This is a genomic window from Thalassolituus sp. UBA6592, assembly GCF_002433655.1.
Classification (GTDB): Bacteria; Pseudomonadota; Gammaproteobacteria; order Pseudomonadales; family Oceanobacteraceae; genus Venatoribacter.
This window is the reverse complement of record NZ_DJIO01000091.1, coordinates 28766-49934: the sequence shown is the minus strand read 5'-3', so window position 1 is coordinate 49934 and position 21169 is coordinate 28766. Positions and strand designations below refer to the sequence as shown.

18 protein-coding genes are annotated in these 21169 nt (G+C 52.8%); 6 read left to right on the top strand and 12 right to left on the bottom strand.

Annotated elements, in window-relative coordinates; genetic code table 11:
• Positions 1–114 precede the first annotated feature (114 nt).
• Positions 115–2394, bottom strand: a complete 2280-nt coding sequence (ptsP, locus tag B2Z72_RS08975; RefSeq protein ID WP_296980977.1) for a phosphoenolpyruvate--protein phosphotransferase — start codon at positions 2392–2394, stop codon at positions 115–117.
• Positions 2395–2513: 119 nt separating this feature from the next.
• A complete protein-coding gene (gene rppH, locus B2Z72_RS08970) occupies positions 2514–3005 on the bottom strand; it encodes an RNA pyrophosphohydrolase (protein ID WP_296980979.1) in 492 nt (163 codons plus the stop codon).
• A gap of 259 nt (positions 3006–3264) precedes the next feature.
• Here rppH and B2Z72_RS08965 point away from each other — a divergent pair, with 259 nt between their 5' ends.
• Both B2Z72_RS08965 and B2Z72_RS08960 read left to right on the top strand, forming a co-directional pair.
• A complete protein-coding gene (locus B2Z72_RS08965) occupies positions 3265–3921 on the top strand; it encodes an HAD family hydrolase (RefSeq protein ID WP_296980981.1) in 657 nt (218 codons plus the stop codon).
• A gap of 61 nt (positions 3922–3982) precedes the next feature.
• The gene (locus B2Z72_RS08960; protein ID WP_296980982.1) at positions 3983–5290 is read left to right on the top strand and encodes an imelysin family protein; all 1308 of its coding nucleotides are present in this window, start codon (positions 3983–3985) and stop codon (positions 5288–5290) included.
• A gap of 51 nt (positions 5291–5341) precedes the next feature.
• On the opposite strand, the gene B2Z72_RS08955 is transcribed toward B2Z72_RS08960, so the two are convergent.
• Complete coding sequence (locus B2Z72_RS08955) at positions 5342–6538, bottom strand: class I SAM-dependent rRNA methyltransferase (protein WP_296980984.1); 1197 nt, start codon at positions 6536–6538, stop codon at positions 5342–5344.
• Positions 6539–6682: 144 nt separating this feature from the next.
• Between B2Z72_RS08955 and B2Z72_RS08950 the strand changes: the two genes are divergently transcribed.
• The gene (locus B2Z72_RS08950) at positions 6683–7561 is read left to right on the top strand and encodes an HDOD domain-containing protein (protein WP_297004615.1); all 879 of its coding nucleotides are present in this window, start codon (positions 6683–6685) and stop codon (positions 7559–7561) included.
• Positions 7562–7595: 34 nt separating this feature from the next.
• Here the strand turns inward: B2Z72_RS08950 and uvrD are convergent, their stop codons facing one another.
• Entirely contained in the window at positions 7596–9803 is a 2208-nt protein-coding gene (uvrD, locus tag B2Z72_RS08945; RefSeq protein WP_296981047.1) for a DNA helicase II, read from the bottom strand.
• A 144-nt stretch (positions 9804–9947) separates the two neighbouring features.
• Between uvrD and B2Z72_RS08940 the strand changes: the two genes are divergently transcribed.
• Both B2Z72_RS08940 and B2Z72_RS08935 read left to right on the top strand, forming a co-directional pair.
• On the top strand, positions 9948–10802 hold the full coding sequence (locus B2Z72_RS08940) for an SIS domain-containing protein (protein ID WP_296980988.1): 855 nt from the start codon (positions 9948–9950) through the stop codon (positions 10800–10802).
• A gap of 348 nt (positions 10803–11150) precedes the next feature.
• A complete protein-coding gene (locus B2Z72_RS08935; protein ID WP_296980990.1) occupies positions 11151–11324 on the top strand; it encodes a PA3496 family putative envelope integrity protein in 174 nt (57 codons plus the stop codon).
• A gap of 562 nt (positions 11325–11886) precedes the next feature.
• Here the strand turns inward: B2Z72_RS08935 and B2Z72_RS08930 are convergent.
• From B2Z72_RS08930 to B2Z72_RS08920, 3 genes are all read right to left on the bottom strand, one after another.
• Complete coding sequence (locus B2Z72_RS08930) at positions 11887–13167, bottom strand: ammonium transporter (protein WP_296980992.1); 1281 nt, start codon at positions 13165–13167, stop codon at positions 11887–11889.
• A 52-nt stretch (positions 13168–13219) separates the two neighbouring features.
• The gene (gene glnK / locus B2Z72_RS08925) at positions 13220–13558 is read right to left on the bottom strand and encodes a P-II family nitrogen regulator (RefSeq protein WP_296980993.1); all 339 of its coding nucleotides are present in this window, start codon (positions 13556–13558) and stop codon (positions 13220–13222) included.
• Between the two features lie 78 nt (positions 13559–13636).
• Positions 13637–14320, bottom strand: a complete 684-nt coding sequence (locus B2Z72_RS08920; RefSeq protein WP_296980995.1) for a TorF family putative porin — start codon at positions 14318–14320, stop codon at positions 13637–13639.
• Positions 14321–14685: 365 nt separating this feature from the next.
• On the opposite strand from B2Z72_RS08920, the gene B2Z72_RS08915 reads away from it, so the two are divergent.
• Complete coding sequence (locus tag B2Z72_RS08915) at positions 14686–14919, top strand: accessory factor UbiK family protein (protein WP_296980997.1); 234 nt, start codon at positions 14686–14688, stop codon at positions 14917–14919.
• 103 nt (positions 14920–15022) lie between these two features.
• Here the strand turns inward: B2Z72_RS08915 and urtE are convergent, their stop codons facing one another.
• From urtE to urtA, 5 genes are all read right to left on the bottom strand, one after another.
• Positions 15023–15721, bottom strand: coding sequence for an urea ABC transporter ATP-binding subunit UrtE (urtE, locus tag B2Z72_RS08910; RefSeq protein WP_296980999.1), 699 nt, complete (start codon positions 15719–15721; stop codon positions 15023–15025).
• Positions 15722–15740: 19 nt separating this feature from the next.
• A complete protein-coding gene (gene urtD, locus B2Z72_RS08905; protein ID WP_296981001.1) occupies positions 15741–16517 on the bottom strand; it encodes an urea ABC transporter ATP-binding protein UrtD in 777 nt (258 codons plus the stop codon).
• Complete coding sequence (gene urtC / locus B2Z72_RS08900) at positions 16514–17686, bottom strand: urea ABC transporter permease subunit UrtC (protein WP_296981002.1); 1173 nt, start codon at positions 17684–17686, stop codon at positions 16514–16516. The genes urtD and urtC overlap by 4 nt, the downstream gene beginning before the upstream one ends.
• Positions 17687–17695: 9 nt before the next feature.
• Complete coding sequence (gene urtB / locus B2Z72_RS08895; RefSeq protein ID WP_296981004.1) at positions 17696–19336, bottom strand: urea ABC transporter permease subunit UrtB; 1641 nt, start codon at positions 19334–19336, stop codon at positions 17696–17698.
• A gap of 114 nt (positions 19337–19450) precedes the next feature.
• The gene (gene urtA / locus B2Z72_RS08890) at positions 19451–20761 is read right to left on the bottom strand and encodes an urea ABC transporter substrate-binding protein (protein ID WP_296981006.1); all 1311 of its coding nucleotides are present in this window, start codon (positions 20759–20761) and stop codon (positions 19451–19453) included.
• Positions 20762–21169: the final 408 nt, after the last annotated feature.

The window sequence follows — 21169 nt, the reverse complement described above, 5'->3', positions numbered from 1 at the left end:
AAGGCTTTGCGGCATTAAAAGCCGCTTATAAAAAGATCTGTTTTAAACTGTGGGACAGCAGTGGGCCACGCCTCTCTTTTTTTCAGCAAAGTCATAACATCTGCACTGAAGTGCTCAGGTACGCAATGACGGACCAATAATGCGGGCGAAGCCAGCTTCTTCCAGCGCCAGTTGCAGCGTGGCAGTCACGACGGGGGCACTTTCCAGTTTGATAACTTCCGCCAACAGCTGCTCTGACCACTCACGGCTTACGCCGCGCAGCACAGATTTCACTTTCGGCAAATTAGTCGCGTTCATCGACAGCATGTCATAACCCATGGCCATCAGCAGCACGGCACCTAATGGATTACCGGCCAGCTCGCCACAGACACTCACCGGGCAACCGATTTCTGCCCCCACATCCGCAATCATTTTCAGTGCACTCAGCACCGCCGGATGAAAGGCCTGATAAAGATCTGCCACCCTTGGGTTGTTGCGGTCTACCGCCAACAGATACTGGGTTAAGTCGTTGGAGCCAACAGAAAGAAAGTCGACCCGACTGCCCAGCTCACGGATCTGATACACAGCCGCGGGCACTTCGATCATCACACCGACTTTCGGCATGGTCACGCTGTAGCCTTCTTCAACGACCTCAGCATAAGCCCGGTAAACCAGATGCAGGGCATCATCGACTTCACCCACACTGGTGATCATCGGCAACATAATGCGCAGGTTATCCAGACCTTCACTGGCTTTAATCATGGCACGTACCTGCAGCAGGAAAATTTCCGGGTGATCCAGGGTCACACGGATACCGCGCCAGCCAAGAAACGGATTGGCTTCGTTGATCGGGAAATAGGTCAGGGCTTTATCACCGCCGACGTCCAGTGTACGCATGGTCACCGGGTTAGGGGCAAATGCTTCCAGCTGTTGCCGGTATATCTGCAACTGTTCCGTCTCACTGGGGAAGCGGTCTTTCATCATAAATGGCACTTCGGTGCGGTACAGACCCACACCTTCGGCACCACGTTCCAGGCTGCGCACCGCATCGGTTATCAGACCGGTATTCACCCACAGCGGCATACGATGGCCGTCTGTGGTTTCTGCCGGCATATTGCGCAGGCCTTCGAGATCTTCCTGCAGCGCCTGCTCTTCGTCATAGATGGACTGATACTGATCGCGCAGTTCATCGTTCGGACTGGAATAGATATGCCCACGATAGCCATCAACAATCAGCTCCAGACCATGCAGCTGAGCATAGGGAACGTCGACCACACCCATCACGGTGGGAATGCCCATGGCACGCGCCAGAATGGCGACGTGGGAGTTGGATGACCCTTTGACGGATATCAGACCACGCAGCTTTTCTGCCGGGACTTCACCCAGCATCGCCGGAGTCAGCTCTTCACTGACAAGAATGGTGTCCGCCGGAAACTCATATTCCGGTACTTCGTCGTGCCCCTGCAGATGAGCCAGAATACGTGTGCCGAGATCGATAATGTCACTGGCGCGCTCACGCAGATACACGTCTTCCATCATCTGGAAATGACCCACGTACTGCATCACCACCTGACGCAGGGCGCCATCGGCCCAGTTGCCATCAACGATACGGGCACGCACTTCTGCACCCAGGGCCTGATCATCGAGCATGTTCAGATAGACATCGAACAGCGCCATTTCTTCCGGATTCAGTTCACTGCTGAGCTTTTTACCCAGAATGCGGATTTCACGCCGGGCTGCTTCCAGCGCTGTTTCAAAACGCTCAATTTCGTCTTCAATGGATTCCGCCGGTTTATCAACAACACCACTGAGATCGGCTGCCGGGGAAATAACAAATGCCTGGCCCAATCCAACACCAGGTGCACCCGGAGCCCCGGCAAAGCGCGTGCGCTTTTTCTTTTTCTCAGCGGAGGGCGGAATTTCAAGAATATTGCCGGTGGCTTCAGCATGGGCGATAACGCCGGCCAGCTGCGCCGACATAGTTACCAGAAAGGCTTCTTCACTCTGATCAAACTGACGGCTGTCGCGCTGCTGTACCACCATGACGCCCATCAGGCGCTTGTGATGGATAATCGGCACACCAAGGAAAGAAAGGAACGGGTCTTCTCCGGTTTCCGACAGGAAGTGGAACTTAGGGTGTTCCGGCGCGTTATCCACGTTGATCGGTTCTTCGCGGGAGCCCACCAGGCCCACCAGACCCTGGGAGGAACTCAGGCTGACACGGCCAACCGCTTCCTGCTTAAGACCCTCAGTAGCCATCAGCACGTAACGCTGACTTTCCGGATCGTACAGATACACTGAGCACACTTCGGTACGCATAGCTTCGCGGATACGCGCTACGACGACCTTCAGTGCGTCTGAGATGTCAGTTGCTGAACTGACTTCCTGTACAATCCGTCTGAGAATATCGAGCATGATTCTCTGCCTGTGTAAGCGGCAATCTCCCTGTTTGCCCGGACGTGAACTCACGGCCACGGCGTTGCTGTTTTTGTTTCTGGCCTTCCGGACTGAAATCCCTCTGCCCGGGTAAGTTATCAGCTCCTGCGGCGCTGCAGCTTGGCTATACGTGGTGCCAGCTCAGTCATGGCGCGGCGGTAAACATCCCGTTTAAAGGACACCACGCCCCCCAGCGGAAACCAGTAACTGACCCAGCTCCAGCCATCGAATTCGGGCTTCTCACTGGTTTCCAGATTAATATCCGATTCTTCACCGGTCAGCTTCAGCAGATACCATTTCTGCTTCTGGCCAACACACACCGGCTTGCTGTCGTGGCGAACCATGCGCCGTGGCAGGCGGTATCTCAGCCAGCCCCGGGTGCTGCCCAGTATCTGTACGTGTTTGGGCGAAAGGCCGATCTCTTCCATCAATTCCCGATAGAGAGCCTTTTCCGGCGATTCACCCTGTTTAATCCCACCCTGTGGGAACTGCCAGGCGTCCTGACCTATGCGGCGAGCCCAGAGTACCTGTCCTTTGTCATTGCAAAGGATGATACCCACGTTCGGGCGGTAACCTTGTTCGTCGATCACGTGACCTGCCATCCAAATTCTGTATTCTGACTGCAAAACTTGCCGATTTCATGGCAAAGGTCAAGCGGTCTGAGTCTGTCATCGAGCGGTTTCACCTGTCTTCGCTGCCGTGCGGGCTGGACGGAGCATTTACAGGGATGCTTTTAAGACTCTGAAATTATTGTAGCCCGTTTTCTGAAAACTCAGAATTATAAGGAAAGTATGCGCTGTTGCCCTTAGAATAGAAAGAACTCAACTCACCGACCGATAAGGCCTGACCGTGGCACTCGCTATCTTTGATCTCGACCACACCCTTCTCGACGCTGACAGCGATCACAGCTGGGGGCAATACCTGGTGGACCGTGGACTGGTGGAAGCCGCCGTACATCAGCGTCGCAACGACGAATTTTACGAGCAATACAAAGCCGGCACACTGGATATCCACGAATATCTGGCGTTTGCCCTGCGTCCGCTGACTCAGTATCCGCTGCAGCAGATGCTGGATGAGCGTGAAGCTTTCCTCAAAGAACGCATATTGCCACTTATTTCGCAGAAAAGCCGTGACCTTATCGCGCATCATAAGCGCGCTGGTGACATTCTGCTCATTATTACCGCCACCAACGGCTTCGTGACGTACCCGATTGCCGAACTGCTGGGCATTGAGCACATTATTGCACCAGACCCTGAGTTCCGTGACGGCGCCTATACCGGCCAGATCATCGGCACCCCGAGCTTCCAGCACGGTAAAGTTGTGCGCCTGAATGACTGGCTGGCCGAGCAACAGCTGCAGCTGGAAGACAGCTGGTTTTATTCCGATTCGCATAACGATCTGCCATTACTGGAAATCGTCGACCATCCGGTGGCCGTCGATCCGGACGACACACTGGCAGCGGTAGCCCGGGATAAGGGCTGGCCTGTAATTTCGCTGCGCGATTAAGCGCAGCCCAAAAGAAGACAGTGCGCAGACGGCATTACTGCGCAATCAGGAGAGACTGCCGGTGACATTGCGAAAACTGCTTGTTATCACCCCCATACTCGCGCTGACGGCCTGCGATAACCAGCCCCAGGAAACCATCACCACACCGCTGCCAGAACAGGCACAGGTGCAGTATGAAGTGCCGGCCCAGCAGGCCAGCGCCTTTGCTGCGGATATCGGCCTGAAGGCCTACACCAGCCTGTCGATGGCAACACAGGGAGCGCAGGAGCTGGATTCCAGCCTGCAGTCTTTTCTTTATCATCCGGGTCAGGTAACACACAAAGAAGTGCAGCAGGCCTGGCGTAATGCCTATTCCGCTTACCTGCGCACGCTGTTGTTCTCCCGCCTGCCCATCGCCGATCCACCGGACTGGCACAAGCAGGGCATCGATTATCAGCAGACACTTGCCCTGCTCGACAGCTGGCCAATTGAAGGCGGTTATATTGATCATGTGCCGGGCTACCCGTTCAGCGGCATCGTTAACGACCTGACTCTGGAGCTGAACGAAGAGACACTGCTGGCGCAGCACGGTTTCTCGGACCCGACCTACGCCAGCCTTGGCTTCCATGCCTTTGAATTTATGCTGTGGGGAGCCGACGGCCAGCGTGCTCCGGATGATTTCTTCCCGCAGGAAAACACCGCGCCGGTCGTTACCGCGACGGAAGGCAGTATGCCGCCTGCCGGTGAAACCCTGCCTGCCGTCACCGACTCCGGTGACAACACAGATGCTGCAGGTCTGGCCACCGATGTGCAGAACCACAACCGCCGCCGCCAATACATTCAGCTGGTCAGTGAACAGCTGCAGAAACACCTGCACCGTCTGCAACGGCGCTGGGAGCCCAGCAACGGCTATTACGCTAATCTGGTCCAGCGTTCTGAGCCCATGCAGGTGATCGCGGCTACGCTCAACGCGACCCAGAAACTGTTGTCCGATGAACTGCTGGGCAAGCGCATGAGCGCCGACAGCAGCGAATTCAGCCACAGCAGCCCTGAAGACATCCGCGCACTGGTACAGGGTCTGCGTGATATCTGGCTGCCGCAGACGGATACTGAAGACAGTGAAAATGGGGAAGATGGTGGCAGCTCTGCCAGCAGCGACGAAAGCACCCGGGAAAGTGGTATCGCCCTGTTATTGGCAGAACCGCAGAAGACAACGCTGCTCAGCGCCTGGCAGGAGAAGTTCGGTGCCATTGATCATGCGCTGGATCAGTGGGAAGCCGGTCAGCAGTCAGAACAAAACCGCCAGCAGGTACGTGAGCAGTTAATCAGCCTGATGCCGGTACTGCAGCGCAGTGCCGCCGCGCTCAATATTCCTTTGCGCACCGAGTAGCCGCAGAGAAAAGGACAGCCGCAGGCCCAAACGGGCCTGCGCGCTCAGTCCTCAGCGGGTTGGCAGAACCCGGGCAAATACCGCTTTCAGATAACGCGTCTCAGCAATCGCCGGAACCACCGGATGATCAGCGCCCTGACTGCCGACATGCTGAATCAGCACATCGCGGTCCAGTTCACGACCCAGTACCCGCAGCATATCCGGCAGACGATCATCGGCCAGATGCATAGAGCATGAGCCACTGACGATCAGCCCGTCTTTGTTCAGCAGACGCATGGCGATCTGATTGATGCGCTTGTAAGCCTGCTCCCCGGCTTTGATGTCTTTACGGCGCGGAATAAACGCCGGCGGATCAACCACCACCACGTCAAAACGCTCACCGTTATCACGCAGCTGTTTCAGCGCAGTAAAAGCATCACCTTCCCAGCAGTGCAGCTTTTCTTCCACGCCGTTCAGCGCCGCGTTTTCTTCCACCCAGTCCAGCGCCTGAGCAGAAGCATCCACACAGTGTACTTCGGCGGCACCGTGATTAGCCGCCTGCACACCCCAGCCACCGACATAACTGAACACATCCAGTACACGCTTGCCAGCCACCAGCCGGTTCAGTACCGCACGGTTCTCGCGGTGATCATAGAACCAGCCGGTTTTCTGACCGTGAATCACCGGTGCCATAAAGCGGGTGCCGTTTTCAATCAGTGGGGCGCAGTCATCTTCCAGCTCGCCCTGAACGATTTCTACGTATTCATCCAGACCTTCCACCGCGCGCAGCTTGCCGTCGTTTTTCAGGACGATGCAGGCCGGCTTCACCACTTTATTGATGGCATCAAGGATGTCCTGGCGACGTTCTTCCATAGCAGCAGAGGAAATCTGCACCACCACCACGTCCATAAAGCGGTCGATCACCAGCCCAGGCAGGCTGTCGCTGTCACCATACACCCAGCGGTAACACTGCTCCGGATACCACAACTCACGGGCACTCAGGGCGATCTTCAGGCGGTGAACAATAAACGACGCATCCAGCGGCTGGCTGGCATCGCGGGTATAGAGACGGGCGCAGATCAGCTGCTCCGGGCTGACCACAGCACGGCCCAGCGGCTTACCGGCAGAGGTTTCAATCACAGCTTCTGCGCCGGCACCGAGGCCTTTCAATGGCGTCGCAGCAGTATCCACCTCATTGCTGTACACCCACAGATGTCCGCCCTTGAGGCGGCGTTCCGCTTTATCTTTCAGTCGAATGGTAGGCAGCATGGGAGTCTCCGGCCAGTGCAGGCGGTTGGTTACAAAAAGGTGGGCATTATACGCACAGGGTGACAAACGTCAGCCACTTCTGCTGCTAGGCTTAAGTGAGCAAACACTTAGCGATCCGACTAACCCACCGACGAAGTGCTGTATATGGCAAGAGAACTGACGGAAGAACAGATTCACACCATCCTGCAGGGCATAAAAATCCCGCCCCAACCACAGATTCTGGTGGATCTGCAGATGGAACAGGTAATGCCGGACCCGGATATCAGCCGTATCGCTAAACTGATCAGTCAGGATGTTGGTCTCGCCGGCACCATTCTCAAAGTCGTCAACTCGCCGTTTTACGGCCTTAAAAACCGCATATCATCGGTACAGCAGGCCGTGACCCTGATTGGCCTTAACAGCGTGATCAATATCATCAACGGCCTGTCGATAAAAAGCGAAATGACGGACGATGTCATCGTTGATATGAACCGCTTCTGGGACACCGCCAACGATATCGCTCAGGTCGCAACCCAGGTAGCCAAACAGGTCGGCTATCCCAATCCGGACATCGCCTACCTGCTGGGCTTATTCCATAACTGTGGCATTCCGCTGCTGATGCAGCGCTTCGATAACTACCAGCAGGTGATCGAAGAGTCTTACGCCCACCCGGAACTGCGCGTCGTTGATGTGGAAAACCAACATCTGAATACCAATCATGCGGTGATTGGTTATTACACGGCCAAAGCCTGGAACCTGCCGAAAATACTGTGTGACGTAATTGCAGAGCACCACAGTGCTACCCATTACTTCACCAGCAGTCATCAGAAAGACAGCGAAGGTAAAACCCTGCTGGCCATACTCAAACTGGCGGAACATATCTGCGGCAATTATCAGATTCTGGGTCGTCAGAAAGAAGATCTGGAATGGCAGAGTATTGACCAGGAAGTGCTCACTTACCTCGGCCTCGGGGAATACGACCTGGAGCAGATGGAGGCCAATTTCGCCGAAATGGGTATCGGTGCGCAGAATTACCGTTATTAAACCGGCCCATGCGGACCGGCATGGTCAGTAGATTTTACAGAGCTTCCAGCTTGGCAAAGCTGACCACCAGCCACTTGCTGCCGGCGTCATCAAAATTCACCTGCACGCGCAGACCATTACCCTGCCCTTCAAACTGCACCACGGTGCCTTCGCCGAACATGGCGTGCAACACGCGCTGGCCCAGACCATAAGGCAGACTGTCATCCAGTAATTTGCGCCCGGTGGTGATCGCACCGCCCAGCTTGGGGCGCGCACTGAGCGGCCGGCTGACGGTATTTTTCAGCCGCACTTCACTGATGTATTCAGACGGAATTTCGCGGATAAAACGTGACGGTGTACTGAAGTTTTCCTGGCCGTATAAGCGGCGGCTTTCGGCGTGGGTAATGATCAGCTGATCCATGGCGCGGGTAATGCCCACGTAAGCCAGACGGCGCTCTTCTTCCAGACCTTCGGCTTCGTCCATCGACATCTTATGCGGGAACAGGCCTTCTTCCAGTCCGGCCAGCACCACCTGCGGAAACTCCAGACCTTTAGCCGAGTGCAGCGTCATCAACTGCACCGCGTCTTCGTATTCATCCGCCTGACCATCGCCGGCATCCAGTGCCGCACGGTCGAGGAACTGCGCCAGCTCACTGAGCGGCTGGTCGCCGTCTTCTTCGGCCAGATCCGGTTCTTCATCAGCATCGAACTGCCGCGCGGCGTTGACCAGTTCTTCCAGGTTATCCACACGCGCCTGACCTTTCTCACCTTTTTCTTTCTTGTGGTGTTCGATCAGGCCGGAGTTTTCAATCACATGGGAAACGATTTCCTGCAGCTCCAGCTCTTCAATACCGGCGCTCATTTCATCCACCAGATCGAGGAAGCTCTGTACTGAGCTGGTTGCCCGCTTGGGCAGGGCATTATTGGCGATGGCGAGCTCACAGGATTTCCACAGTGAGCAGCCCTGATCACGGGCAAAGCTGCGCAGAATATCGACGGTCTTTTCACCGATCGCGCGGGCCGGGACATTGATCACCCGCTCCACCGAACCGTCGTCATCACGGTTCAGCAACAGACGCAGATAAGCCAGTGCGTTTTTGATTTCCAACCGCTCGTAGAAGCGCTGGCCACCGTAGATACGGTAAGGAATACCAGCACGCAGCAAAGCTTCTTCCAGCGTGCGCGACTGAGCGTTAGAGCGATACAGAATCGCCATATCGGCCCGGGCATTACCTTCTTTGGCCCAGTTATCCACCTGGTCGGCAATGTAACGGGCTTCATCCTGTTCATTAAAGGCGCTGTACAGACGAATAGGTTCGCCTTCGGCTCCGTCGGTAAACAGGTTCTTACCCAAACGGCCGCTGTTGTTGCTGATCACCGCATTAGCGGCCGCCAGAATGGTCTTGGTGGAGCGGTAATTCTGCTCCAGCTTAATCAGTTCAGCACCGGGGAAGTCCTGCTGGAAATCACGGATGTTGCCGATGTTCGCACCACGCCAGCCGTAGATTGACTGGTCATCATCGCCCACCGCCATCACTGAGACTTTGTTGCCGGCCAGCAGGCGGATCCAGGCGTACTGGATATTGTTGGTGTCCTGAAACTCGTCCACCAGAATATTGCGGAAACGCTGCTGGTAATGGGCCAGCAGGTCGGGGTTCTCCAGCCACAGCTCATGGGCACGCAGCAGAATTTCACCAAAGTCGACCAGACCGTTCTGCTGACAGATCTGCTCATACAGGTAATACACTTCGCGCAGCGTCTTGGCGAACGGATCGGATGACGGCATTACGTGCGCCGCACGGCGCCCTTCGTCTTTCTGCTCGTTAATAAACCACTGAATCTGCTTCGGCGGGTAGCGGCTGTCATCGACGTTGTTCTCACGCATGACACGCTTCACCAAACGCAGCTGATCATCGCTGTCGAGAATCTGAAAGTGCTGCGGCAGCCCGGCTTCGCGCCAGTGCAGCTTGAGAAAACGGTGTGCCAGACCGTGGAAGGTCCCCACCCACATGCCGTTGGCCGGAACATTCAGCAACTCTTCCAGACGGCCTTTCATCTCTTTCGCTGCTTTGTTGGTAAAGGTCACCGCCATCACTGCGAACGGCGACACCCCCTCCACTTCCAGCAACCAGGCAATACGGTGCACAAGCACCCGGGTTTTGCCTGAACCGGCACCGGCGAGCACCAGCTGATGGGGGGAACTGGCCGCAACAGCGTTGCGCTGGCCATCGTTTAACTGATCAACAAGCAATGAAATATCCATGGCGCGCAGTTTACCAAAGCACCAGATAAAAGACTGCTTTTTTGTACAGTACTCAACATGATTCACAGACGGTTGCAGAGCAAAATGGGCTTTCCGTGCAAAAGCCTTTTATAATCGGCCACTGAACAGGACAGGAAACCCGCTGTGAAAAACAGTCCGATACTGGCTGAAATCGAAGCCGCCATGCCCAATCTGCGCAAATCTGAGGTCAAAGTGGCCGAGTATGTGCTCAAATCACCGCAGCAGGTGATGCACATGCGCATCGTCGATCTGGCTCAGGAAGCACAGGTCAGCGAGCCCACCATTGTGCGCTTCTGCCGTGGTATCGGCTGCAATGGCTTTCAGGAATTCAAAGTCCGCATCGCGCAGGAAATGGCCATCGTTAATAACATCGGTCAGTTCGCTATTGCTGAAGACGACAGTATCGAAGACATCTGCGATAAAATCGCCGACACCACCATCCAGCGTCTTAATCAGGTCAAAACCCAACTTAAAGCCGAACAGATTGCCCACGCAGCAGCGGCCATCAGTAATGCCCGCCGGGTGGAGTTTTACGGCTTTGGCGCATCCGGTGCCGTGGCTATTGATGCCCAGCACAAATTTTTCCGCCTGCAGGTCGCCACCGCTGCCTATAGTGACCCTCATATGCAGGCCATGTCGGCTGTCACCCTGAGCGAAGCAGATGTGGTCGTGGCCATCTCCCAGAGTGGACGCACCAAAGATCTGCTGCACTCAGTGGAACTCGCCCAGCAACACGGTGCTCTGGTGGTGTCACTGGCGCCAGCTAATACCGCGCTCAGTCAGGCCGCTGATCTGCCGATTCACATCAATATCGAAGAGGACACCGAGCAGTTCACGCCGATGACCTCACGGATCGCTCATCTGATGATCATCGACATGCTGGCAGTGGCGGTTACCCAGCGCCGTGGGCCGGAATTCGCCAATCATCTCAATGCCATCAAACGCAGTATTAAGTCACTGCGACTGGAATCCAGTTAACAGGCGATTTTCCATTCATCAGGCTAATCCTTTCGACTGATGCCACTCTGTTCCGTCTTAAGTCTGAAGTGAGTGGACATTTAACGTCATTCTATAGGAAGTGTCCATCTGACCAGGTGCCGGCATTCCGGCGCCCGTAATCCGTCACCTCCGCTTAAGCCTCTGCATCCCACAAACCACGGGGCTTTGCGTAAGTATCAATTTAACCACTCTGCCAATATCGCTTATTGGCACATAAAACTACTTGGTTCAGGCCGGGGAAAATGTCATTCTTTTGCAACGAATAACAAGAAAAATCACAGCTGGAATTTCTGTGATCTGACAAAAGGAATCGATATGGAAGCTGCAGTGAAATTAGAATCTCACGAAGAAGTAGTGTCGTTTGACCAAGAAGGTAACGTAGTCGTTAATAAAGAATCCCAGATGTCGAAAAAATTGATGGCCCGCCGTGCCATTGAGGCGCACCTTGAGCGCAAGCGCCTGGAAAAAGACCTGGAAGATTATTATTTCGAAGAAGTCTGATTTATAAAAAAGCCGCAGATAAGTCTGCGGCTTTTTTATAAATGGCTGCCGGTGAACCCACCGGGAAATAATTATGAGTCTGCTTATTAATGTGGATTCAGGGTTTTTATTCGCTTTTTTACACTCCCTATCACCTCTGCTCACCTCTTTTCAACTACAGAGCTTTCAGCTCAACTAAAAATCCTTCAGCCAACTACGAACTAAAAAGCCTCCTGGTCGATGCAGCCGACTGAATATCCGCCTGTTTTCAGTTATTAAACCCGCCGGACCTTCCTCAGATAATGCCGCCAATACAGTCGTGTGAATTTCCATTTAACGCGGTTTATCACTCTGAACGCTAACAGCCGTGTATTTATTTAACTCCAGCAGACAGCGCTTTATTCATTCCGGCAGACGGTGCTTTATGCAAAAACAGCCAGCGGGTTTGCTTCAATTCCGCCGTGGCCCTGTTTTAACGCTGCTCCATATGCCACCTCAGCCCATTTATTTCCCGCTGCCGGATTCCGTCCATAAAAAAAGCCGGTCAGAGACCGGCTTTCTTCAGTTCAGAGTTCAGCACATCTTAAGACTTGCTGGTGAACTCTGGGTAGGCTTCCATACCACATTCGGACAGATCCACACCTTCGTACTCGTCTTCTTCGCTTACACGCAGACCCATCACAGCTTTCAGGATGGCCCATACGATGAAGGAGGCTACGAATACCCAGATGAAGATAGTCAGGGCGCCTACCAGCTGACCCATGAAGGTTGCATCAGCATCGGACAGCAGTACTGCGAAGATACCCCACAGACCTACAACACCGTGTACAGAGATAGCACCTACAGGATCGTCGATTTTCAGTTTATCCAGAGTCAGGATAGAGAACACTACCAGACCACCACCGATAGCCCCGATGATAGTAGCCAGGAATGGGCTTGGGTCAGCAGGTTCTGCAGTAATAGCAACCAGACCAGCCAGAGCACCGTTCAGAGCCATGGTCAGATCCGCTTTGCGGAACAGGATGTAAGCAACCAGCAGAGCGGCAATCAGACCACCAGCTGCAGCTGCGTTAGTGTTCAGGAATACGGAAGCTACTTCGTTAGCAACGCCTACGTCAGACAGCTGCAGAGTAGAACCGCCGTTGAAGCCGAACCAACCCATCCACAGGATAAATGTACCCAGAGTCGCCAGCGGCAGGTTTGCACCTGGAATAGCGCGTACTTCACCGTTAGGGCCGTATTTGCCTTTACGTGCACCCAGCAGGATTACACCAGCCAGAGCAGCTGCGGCACCAGCCATGTGAACAATACCGGAACCAGCGTAGTCGGAGTAGCTCAGTTCGAACATGCCGAATACAGCGTTACCGCCCCAGGTCCAGGAACCTTCCATTGGGTAGATGAAACCAGTCATAACTACAGCGAAAGCCAGGAAAGCCCACAGCTTCATGCGCTCAGCAACAGCACCGGATACGATAGACATAGCAGTCGCTACGAATACTACCTGGAAGAAGAAGTCAGAAGCACCGGAATAAGGCATAGAAGCATCTTCAACGCCGTTACGGTAATCAGCCTGTGCAGCCAGAACGCCTGCAACAGCTTCGTCAGTCATAGAAGCAACACTGTCAGTGCCACTCAGGAAGAAACCACCGCCGTACATTAATTCGTAACCGCAAACCAGGTACATGGTACATGCGATCGCGTACAGCGCGATGTTTTTGGTCAGGATCTCAGTCGTGTTTTTCGCACGAACCAGACCCGCTTCGAGCATGGCGAAACCTGCCGCCATCCACATTACCAGTGCGCCACACACCAGGAAATAAAAGGTATCCATGGCGTACTGCAGTGCATAAACTTGATTTTCCATTCTAAGCCCCCCGCATAAGGCTCTTAAATCTTTGAATTTTTAAAACTAGAGATTAAATCGCGTCTGCGCCGGTCTCACCGGTACGGATACGGATAACCTGTTCAAGAGAAGTAACGAAGATTTTGCCGTCACCAATCTTGCCAGTGTTCGCAGCCTTAGTGATTGCTTCGATAACCTTGTCGGTCAGATCGTCAGCCACTGCTACATCGATTTTTACTTTAGGCAGAAAATCCACCACGTATTCAGCACCACGGTACAGTTCTGTGTGACCCTTCTGACGGCCGAAACCTTTCACTTCGGTCACTGTGATGCCCTGAACGCCAATCTCAGACAGTGCTTCACGCACGTCGTCCAGTTTGAATGGCTTGACCACAGCAGTAATGAGTTTCATAGAAAACCCCTTTTCTAAAATGCTACGTATTGGTTTTTTAAGATGGCCCATGCGGGGGCATGGGCCATTGTAACTGTTTTACAGTTCTACAGGCAGGCTGTAGTAGAAAGCGACTTTCAGGTCGTCGTCGTAGGAATCATCTTCATCCATATCAACGATTTTGCTCAGAGTGAAAGACAGGTTGTCGTTCACAGCGTAAGACAGGTCAACGTGGGTGTAATCAGCTTCTGAACCTTCGTCGTCAGAAATACCAACCATTACAGAGTAAGCGTCGTAGCCGTAACCCAGAGTGATGTAGCTGTAGTCGTCGCTACTTTCTGCACCCATAGAGCCGGTGTAAGACAGGGAAGCACCCATGTAACCCAGGCTGATGATGTATTCAGAGAAGTCAAAAGTGTTGCCTTCTGAGTCTGGCTGGTCAGCACCGCCAGCAGAGCTTGGGTAGGTGTAAGTAGCCAGCATTACGTCGTAGCTGAAGTCTTCAACTTCACCAGCATAACCAACATACAGGTCGTACTCAGAGCCCCAGCTTGAGTAGCCGGATGCAGTCCAAACACCAGCGTAAGCACCGCCCATGGCGATATCCAGAGAGCCGTCAACCATAGCTGCGCCGTAGCCCAGATCCAGACCGCGCCACAGGTACATGTTAGAAACACCAGCAGAAGCTGAAACTTCTACGTCAGCAGCCTGTGCAGTGTTTACAGCAGCCAGGCCAGCAGTCATTGCGCTTGCCAGAACGATAGCTTTAGACAGTTTTTTCATGGTTCTTTTCCTTCATCAGTTAGCGAAAGCTTTTGGTAGCTTTTGGTTGTTGGTGCTTGCGCACCGTTTTCTTTCGATTAAAACCAGGTATCGCTGTATTAGCACTCGGTGTGCCAACTTTGAAAAACCTCCGTAGTATCAGGGTGTTATCAATCTTTTGCGGGGATTTACATGTTTTTGCCGGAATTTTCTGGTGCGCGCAAGGCAAAAATGCACAACAAGTGATCACAAACACATAAAACATAGCACCATTTTGATGCATGCCAATTTAAACGGCATTAAAGCAGCGCAACGGCAATTGATTCAAAGCAACATCAGCGGTGTTACGTGATAGGATTGACTGAATTTATGAGGACACGAGCACAATGACACCAGACCAGATTCGCACCCGTATTGAGCAACTGATGCAAAAAAGTCCACTTTCAGGGCTGAGTGACGACCTGCGACTGATGATCAAAAGTCAGCTGCAAAGCCTGCTGACCAGCGCAGATCTGGTCACCCGGGAAGAATTTGAAGTGCAGGCCGAATCCCTGCGCCGCACCCAGAGCAAACTGCTGGAGCTGGAAGAGAAGCTGACCCAGCTGGAACAGGCCGACTGAGAATCAGAACGGCCCGGTCAAAGAGCAACTACAGTCATCTGCTGTAGTTGCTGCTGTAGTTGCGACTACAGCTGCCAAAGTTATTGCAAAAGAACCGCGGCCATCAGATTGCCAGCAGGCGTCTGGCTTCCTCGGAGGTTTTCAGCTCATCTCCGGCACCGGATGCCACCACCCGGCCGCGTTCCAGAATAATAAACTCATCCGCCAGTTCCGCAGCAAAATCCAGATACTGTTCGACCAGCACAATGGCCATTTCGCCGCGGTCGCGCAGCAGCTCAATCACCCGCTGGATATCCTTGATGATGGACGGCTGAATACCCTCCGTCGGCTCATCCAGAATCAGAACCTTGGGGCGTAACAGCAAGGCCCGGGCAATCGCCAGCTGTTGCTGCTGTCCACCAGACAAATCCCCGCCACGACGTTTCAGCATCTGCTGCAACACAGGAAACAGCGAGAAAACTTCGGCGTCGATCGAACGCTGATTCCTGGGCAGCGCAGAAAAAGCCGTCTGCAGATTCTCTTCCACAGTAAGCTGGGCAAAGATATCGCGCCCCTGAGGGACATAAGCAATACCCTGACGGGCACGGTCATATGGCGCTTTACCATTCAGCGATTCCCCCAGCCACTGAATATCGCCAGCCCGCGGGGCCAGATGACCAGACAGCGCTTTCATCAACGTGGTTTTGCCCACGCCGTTACGACCCAGAACACAGGTAACCTTGCCTACTTCCGCGGTCATGGAGACGTTATACAACGCCTGACTGGCACCATAGGCAACGTCGAGTTTATTTACCGTTAACATAATCCACTCCTCAACGCGCTCAGCGACCCAGATACACTTCAATAACCTGTGGATTGGCTTTCACCGTATCCAGAGAGCCTTCCGCCAGTACACGACCTTCATGCAGCACAGTGACTTTACAATCCAGTGCTTCGATAAAATCCATATCGTGCTCAACCACCATTAACGAATGTTTCTGTGCCAGACGTTTGAACAGTTCTGCTGTTTTCATGGTTTCTTCATCCGTCATACCGGCAGCGGGTTCGTCGATCAGCAGCAGCTCAGGCTCCTGCCCAAGCAACATACCAATTTCCAGCCACTGCTTCTGACCATGAGACAAACTGCCGGCCATCCAGTCACGCTTATCTTCCAGATCAATCATCTGCAGAATTCCCTGCAGCTTTTCATCCTGCTTGCCAGACAGCTTATGAAACAGCGCCTGCCAGATACTGCGACCACCTTTTAACGACATTTCCAGGTTTTCAAATACTGTCAGACTTTCGATAACGGATGGCTTCTGGAATTTACGGCCAACACCCAGGTTCGCTACATCCGCTTCGTCAAACTTAGTCAGATCGAATTTTGTTTTTGCCGCATCAGTAAAAACGATATCGCCTTCATCCGGGCGGGTTTTGCCGGTAATCACATCCATCATGGTGGTTTTACCGGCACCGTTGGGGCCGATAATGGCGCGCATTTCTCCCGGCGCGATCACCATGGATAAAGAGTTCAGCGCTTTAAAGCCATCAAAGCTGACGCTGACGCCATTCATATAAAGAACAGCGGGATTATCAATATGCTTTGGTACCGGGCTCATGATGCATCTCCTCCGCTGACCGCTGTATTACTGTCTGCTCCATTGCCGCTGTTTTTTATCGCCCGCTTTTCTTTTAACTGTGCCCATAAGCCAACAACACCTTTTGGTAACCACAGAGTACTGAGCACAAACAGTCCGCCGAGCATAAACAGCCAGAGTTCAGCAAAAGCGCCGGTAAAATACGTCTTGGCGTAGTTCACCAGTACCGCACCGATCACTGCGCCATAAATGGTTCCCCGGCCACCGACTGCCACCCAGATAATAATTTCAATGGAGTTAATGGGTGCAAATTCACCCGGGTTAATAATGCCTACCTGAGGAACGTAAAGCGCACCGGCAACACCGGCCAGCATTGACGACACCACAAATACAAACAGCTTGTAGTATTCCACCCGGTAACCGAGAAAACGTGCACGGGATTCCGCATCGCGAATCGCTACCAGCACCCGGCCGAGTTTTGATGTCACAATAAAACGACTGATCAGATAACCAAGAATGACCGCCAGCACAGATGCAATAAACAACACCGCACGGGTACCATCCGCCTGCAGGCTGTAGCCGAGAATATCTTTAAAGTCAGTTAAACCATTGTTACCACCGAAGCCCATATCGTTGCGGAAGAATGCCAGCAACAGTGCATAGGTCATGGCCTGAGTAATAATCGACAGATAAACACCCGTCACCCGGGAGCGGAAGGCTAAAAAGCCAAACACAAAGGCAAGAATACCCGGTGCCAGTAAGACCATCAGCATGGCGAACCAGAACTGATCAAAGCCGTACCAGTACCATGGCAGTTCCTGCCAGTTCAGGAACACCATAAAATCCGGTAACTCGGCATTGCCATACACGCCGCGGTCACCGATCTGACGCATCAGATACATCCCCATGGCGTAACCACCGAGTGCGAAAAAGGCGCCGTGGCCCAGGCTTAAAATTCCGCAGTAACCCCAGATTAAATCCACCGCAATGGCCAGCAAGGCATAGCACAGATACTTGCCCAGCAGAGTCATGGTGTAGGTAGAAATATGGAAAAATGAGCCCGGCTCAAACACCAGATTGCAGAAGGGAACCACTACCGCCAATACAACGAGTACCAGCAATAATTTGCGCCCTGCGGCATCGTTCATAATCAAACGGGTTAACGGACCCATGTTATCAGTTGTATTCATGCTGCCTCCTTATGCGTTATCGACAGCACGGCCTTTCAGCGCGAACAGTCCGCGCGGCCGTTTCTGAATAAAGAGAATGATGAAGACCAGCACCAGAATTTTTGCCAGTACTGCACCTGCCATAGGTTCAATAATTTTATTAGCCACACCGAGCGACATCGCCGCCACTAATGTGCCCCACAAATTACCCACACCGCCGAACACAACCACCATAAAGGAATCGATGATATACGCCTGCCCGAGGTTCGGACCGACGTTGGTCAGCTGTGACAACGCCACACCAGCGATACCGGCAATACCGGAACCAAGACCAAATGTCAGCGCATCAACCCAGCCGGTTTTAATGCCCATGGAACTGGCCATTGGCCGGTTCATGGTGACGGCGCGCATTTGCAGACCGAACAGAGTGCGTTTCAGCACCAGCGCCAGCATCGCCAGTACCAGCAGACTGAAAATAATGATGTATAACCGGTTCCAGGTCAGTTCCAGCGCCGGGTTGACCATAAAGGTACCAGCCATCCAGTCCGGCGTTGCCACCTGACGGTTAAGCGGACTGAAAATGGAGCGCACCGCCTGTTGCAGAATCAGGCTGATACCAAAGGTAGCCAGAAGCGTTTCCAGCGGGCGTCCGTAAAGATGGCGGATAACACCACGTTCAATAGCAACACCGACCGCACCTGAGACCAGAAATGCAGCGGGAATCGATACTATCAGCGACAGTCCGATATGGTCCGGCATAAGCTGCTGAACCACATACGTGGTGTAGGCACCCAGCATAATCATTTCGCCATGGGCCATATTAATGACGCCCATCACACCAAAGGTGATGGCCAGGCCGATTGCTGCCAGCAGCAGAACGGCCCCTAATGCCAGGCCGAAATATAAATTTTCGGCATAGCCATTCAGGTTCAGCATGGAATTAATATCCGCCAGATACTTCTGCACCAGCTTATATTCATCAGCACGGGACTTCTGTTCATCCTCACTGAAGCCAGCAGAAAACTGCGTCAGGCCAGCCCGCACTTCCGGGTACAGAGAACCTTCCAGTGCATTCAGTCCTTCCAGTCGCTGAGACTTGTCATCGCTTTTCAGCAGCACCAGTCCGCGCACCAGAGATAATATTTCTTTCACATCGCTGTTCTGTTCTTTGCCGAGGGCCGTCTGAACAAATTCGAGATCGACGTCATCGCTGTTTTTCAGCAGGTTGGTTGCTGCAGCGGTTCGAATCTCCACATTTTTTGAATTGATCTGCGCCTGAGAAATAAGACTGCGTAACGTACCGCGCAGAGAATTATTCACGCCGATTTTACGCTTATCACGACGTCCGAGATCCGTTACGGCTTCATCCGTAAACGCATTTCTAATATTGTCTTCATCGGCAACAATCAGCAGGCTGTTGTCGTCTTTTTTATAATAGAGATTACCGTCAAGCAGAGTCTGAAGAATCAGCAGGGAACGGTCAGAATCAACGGCAGCAATCTGCGCTGCAATAGCGGCTTTTTCACTGTAGTTGGCATCAATGAGCTGTTGGCTTATCTGATACAGGCCGGTGGGCGCTTCACTTTCTGCGACAGCATCTTCTGCACACACGGTGGCACCACAGAGCAGCAGCATCAGGGTAATAGTTACCTGTCTGCAATACATCAGCATGGGATTTTCCTGTTTTTTGTTCTGGCCTGAATTCGGCCTGAGAAACGGCCTGGCGGCCGTAACTGGATTCAGCAAACAGCCTCTCTGCATGACACAGAGAGGCCGGACAGCCGCTTACTCAGCAGTTGCCATGCTGCCGCCACAGGTTTTGGTAACGGTATTGTAGTTACCGCAGTTGACTGGTGCGGTCCAGTCAGAGATCAGGTTTTTGCTTTCTGGCAGGAAGTCAGTCCAGGCATCACCCGGAACGACATCGTCGGTTTCCCAAACGATATCGAACTGACCATCTTCCTGGATTTCACCGATCAGAACCGGCTTGCTCAGGTGATGGTTTTTGTTCATTTTCGCAACGCCACCGGTCAGGTTAGGTACTTCGATACCGATCATCGCAGCTTCCACTTTATCAACATCTGTGGTGCCGGCTTTTTCTACCGCTTTTGCCCACATGTTGAAGCCAATGTAAGTTGCTTCCATCGGATCGTTGGTTACGCGCTTGTCGTCTTTAATGAACTTGTGCCATGAAGCGATAAACTCATCGTTGGCTTCAGAAGGCGCGCTCATAAAGTAGTTCCAGGCAGCCAGGTGACCAACCAGCGGAGCAGTGTCAAAACCAGACAGTTCTTCTTCACCCACAGAGAAAGCAACCACAGGAATGTCTTCCGCACTTACGCCCTGGTTAGCCAGTTCTTTGTAGAAAGGAACGTTGGCGTCACCGTTAATGGTAGAAACCACTGCGGTTTTAACACCGGTGCTGCCGAATTTTTTGATGTCGGAAACAATGGTCTGCCAGTCGGAGTGACCAAATGGGGTGTAGTTGATCATGATGTCTTTTTCGGCAACGCCTTTAGACTTCAGATAGCTTTCCAGAATTTTGTTGGTAGTACGTGGGTAAACGTAGTCGGTACCGGCCAGAACCCAGCGCTTGGCGCCCACTTCATTCATCAGATAATCAACCGCAGGAATAGCCTGCTGGTTTGGCGCAGCGCCAGTGTAGAAAACGTTGTAAGAAGATTCTTCACCTTCGTACTGAACCGGGTAGAACATCAGACCGTTCAGTTCTTCGATCACAGGCAGAACGGATTTACGGGATACCGAAGTCCAGCAACCGAAAATTACATCCACCTTATCTTTTTCCAGCAGCTCGCGGGTTTTTTCCGCGAACAGAGGCCAGTTAGATGCAGGGTCAACTACAACAGGCTCCAGCTTTTTACCCAGCAGCCCGCCTTTTTTGTTCTGCTCTTCCACCATCATCAGCACAGTGTCTTTCAGCGTGGTTTCAGAAATTGCCATGGTGCCGGACAGCGAGTGCAGTACACCCACTTTAATGGTGTCAGCAGCGTTTGCCAGACTGATACCGGCAGCCAGTGTTGCCGTCGCCAGTACCTTGGATACTTTACTCAGAGATTTAAATCCTGATTGTTTCATGGAGTCCGTCCTTCTTGGTTTGATTATCTTTTTCGTCAGCGAAAAACGCTGCGTAGCTCTAAGGCTTGCGGACTCTCCTGAGCAAGCCCTGTACCAATTACTATTTCAGTGCATATTTCCTGTAATTAAGCGCACAAACTTATGCCGGATACCGCAATATGCGGCTGATGGCGTATTTTTTCGCCCCGCAAACGCACAATAAAAGATCGCGACGCACCAAATTAATGCCACGAAAATCCTGCAATTCAGACGACCTATCCTGGAGTTGAATATTTTTCCCTCAATTGTGTCTTTCAACTACCGTATCCGGTAAACCTGTCTATATTTAATCAGTTATATATCAACTATTTAGCGGATGACGCTCAAGCCTCAGATCAATGTGCGTTTTCTGGATACGCCGTACCATCA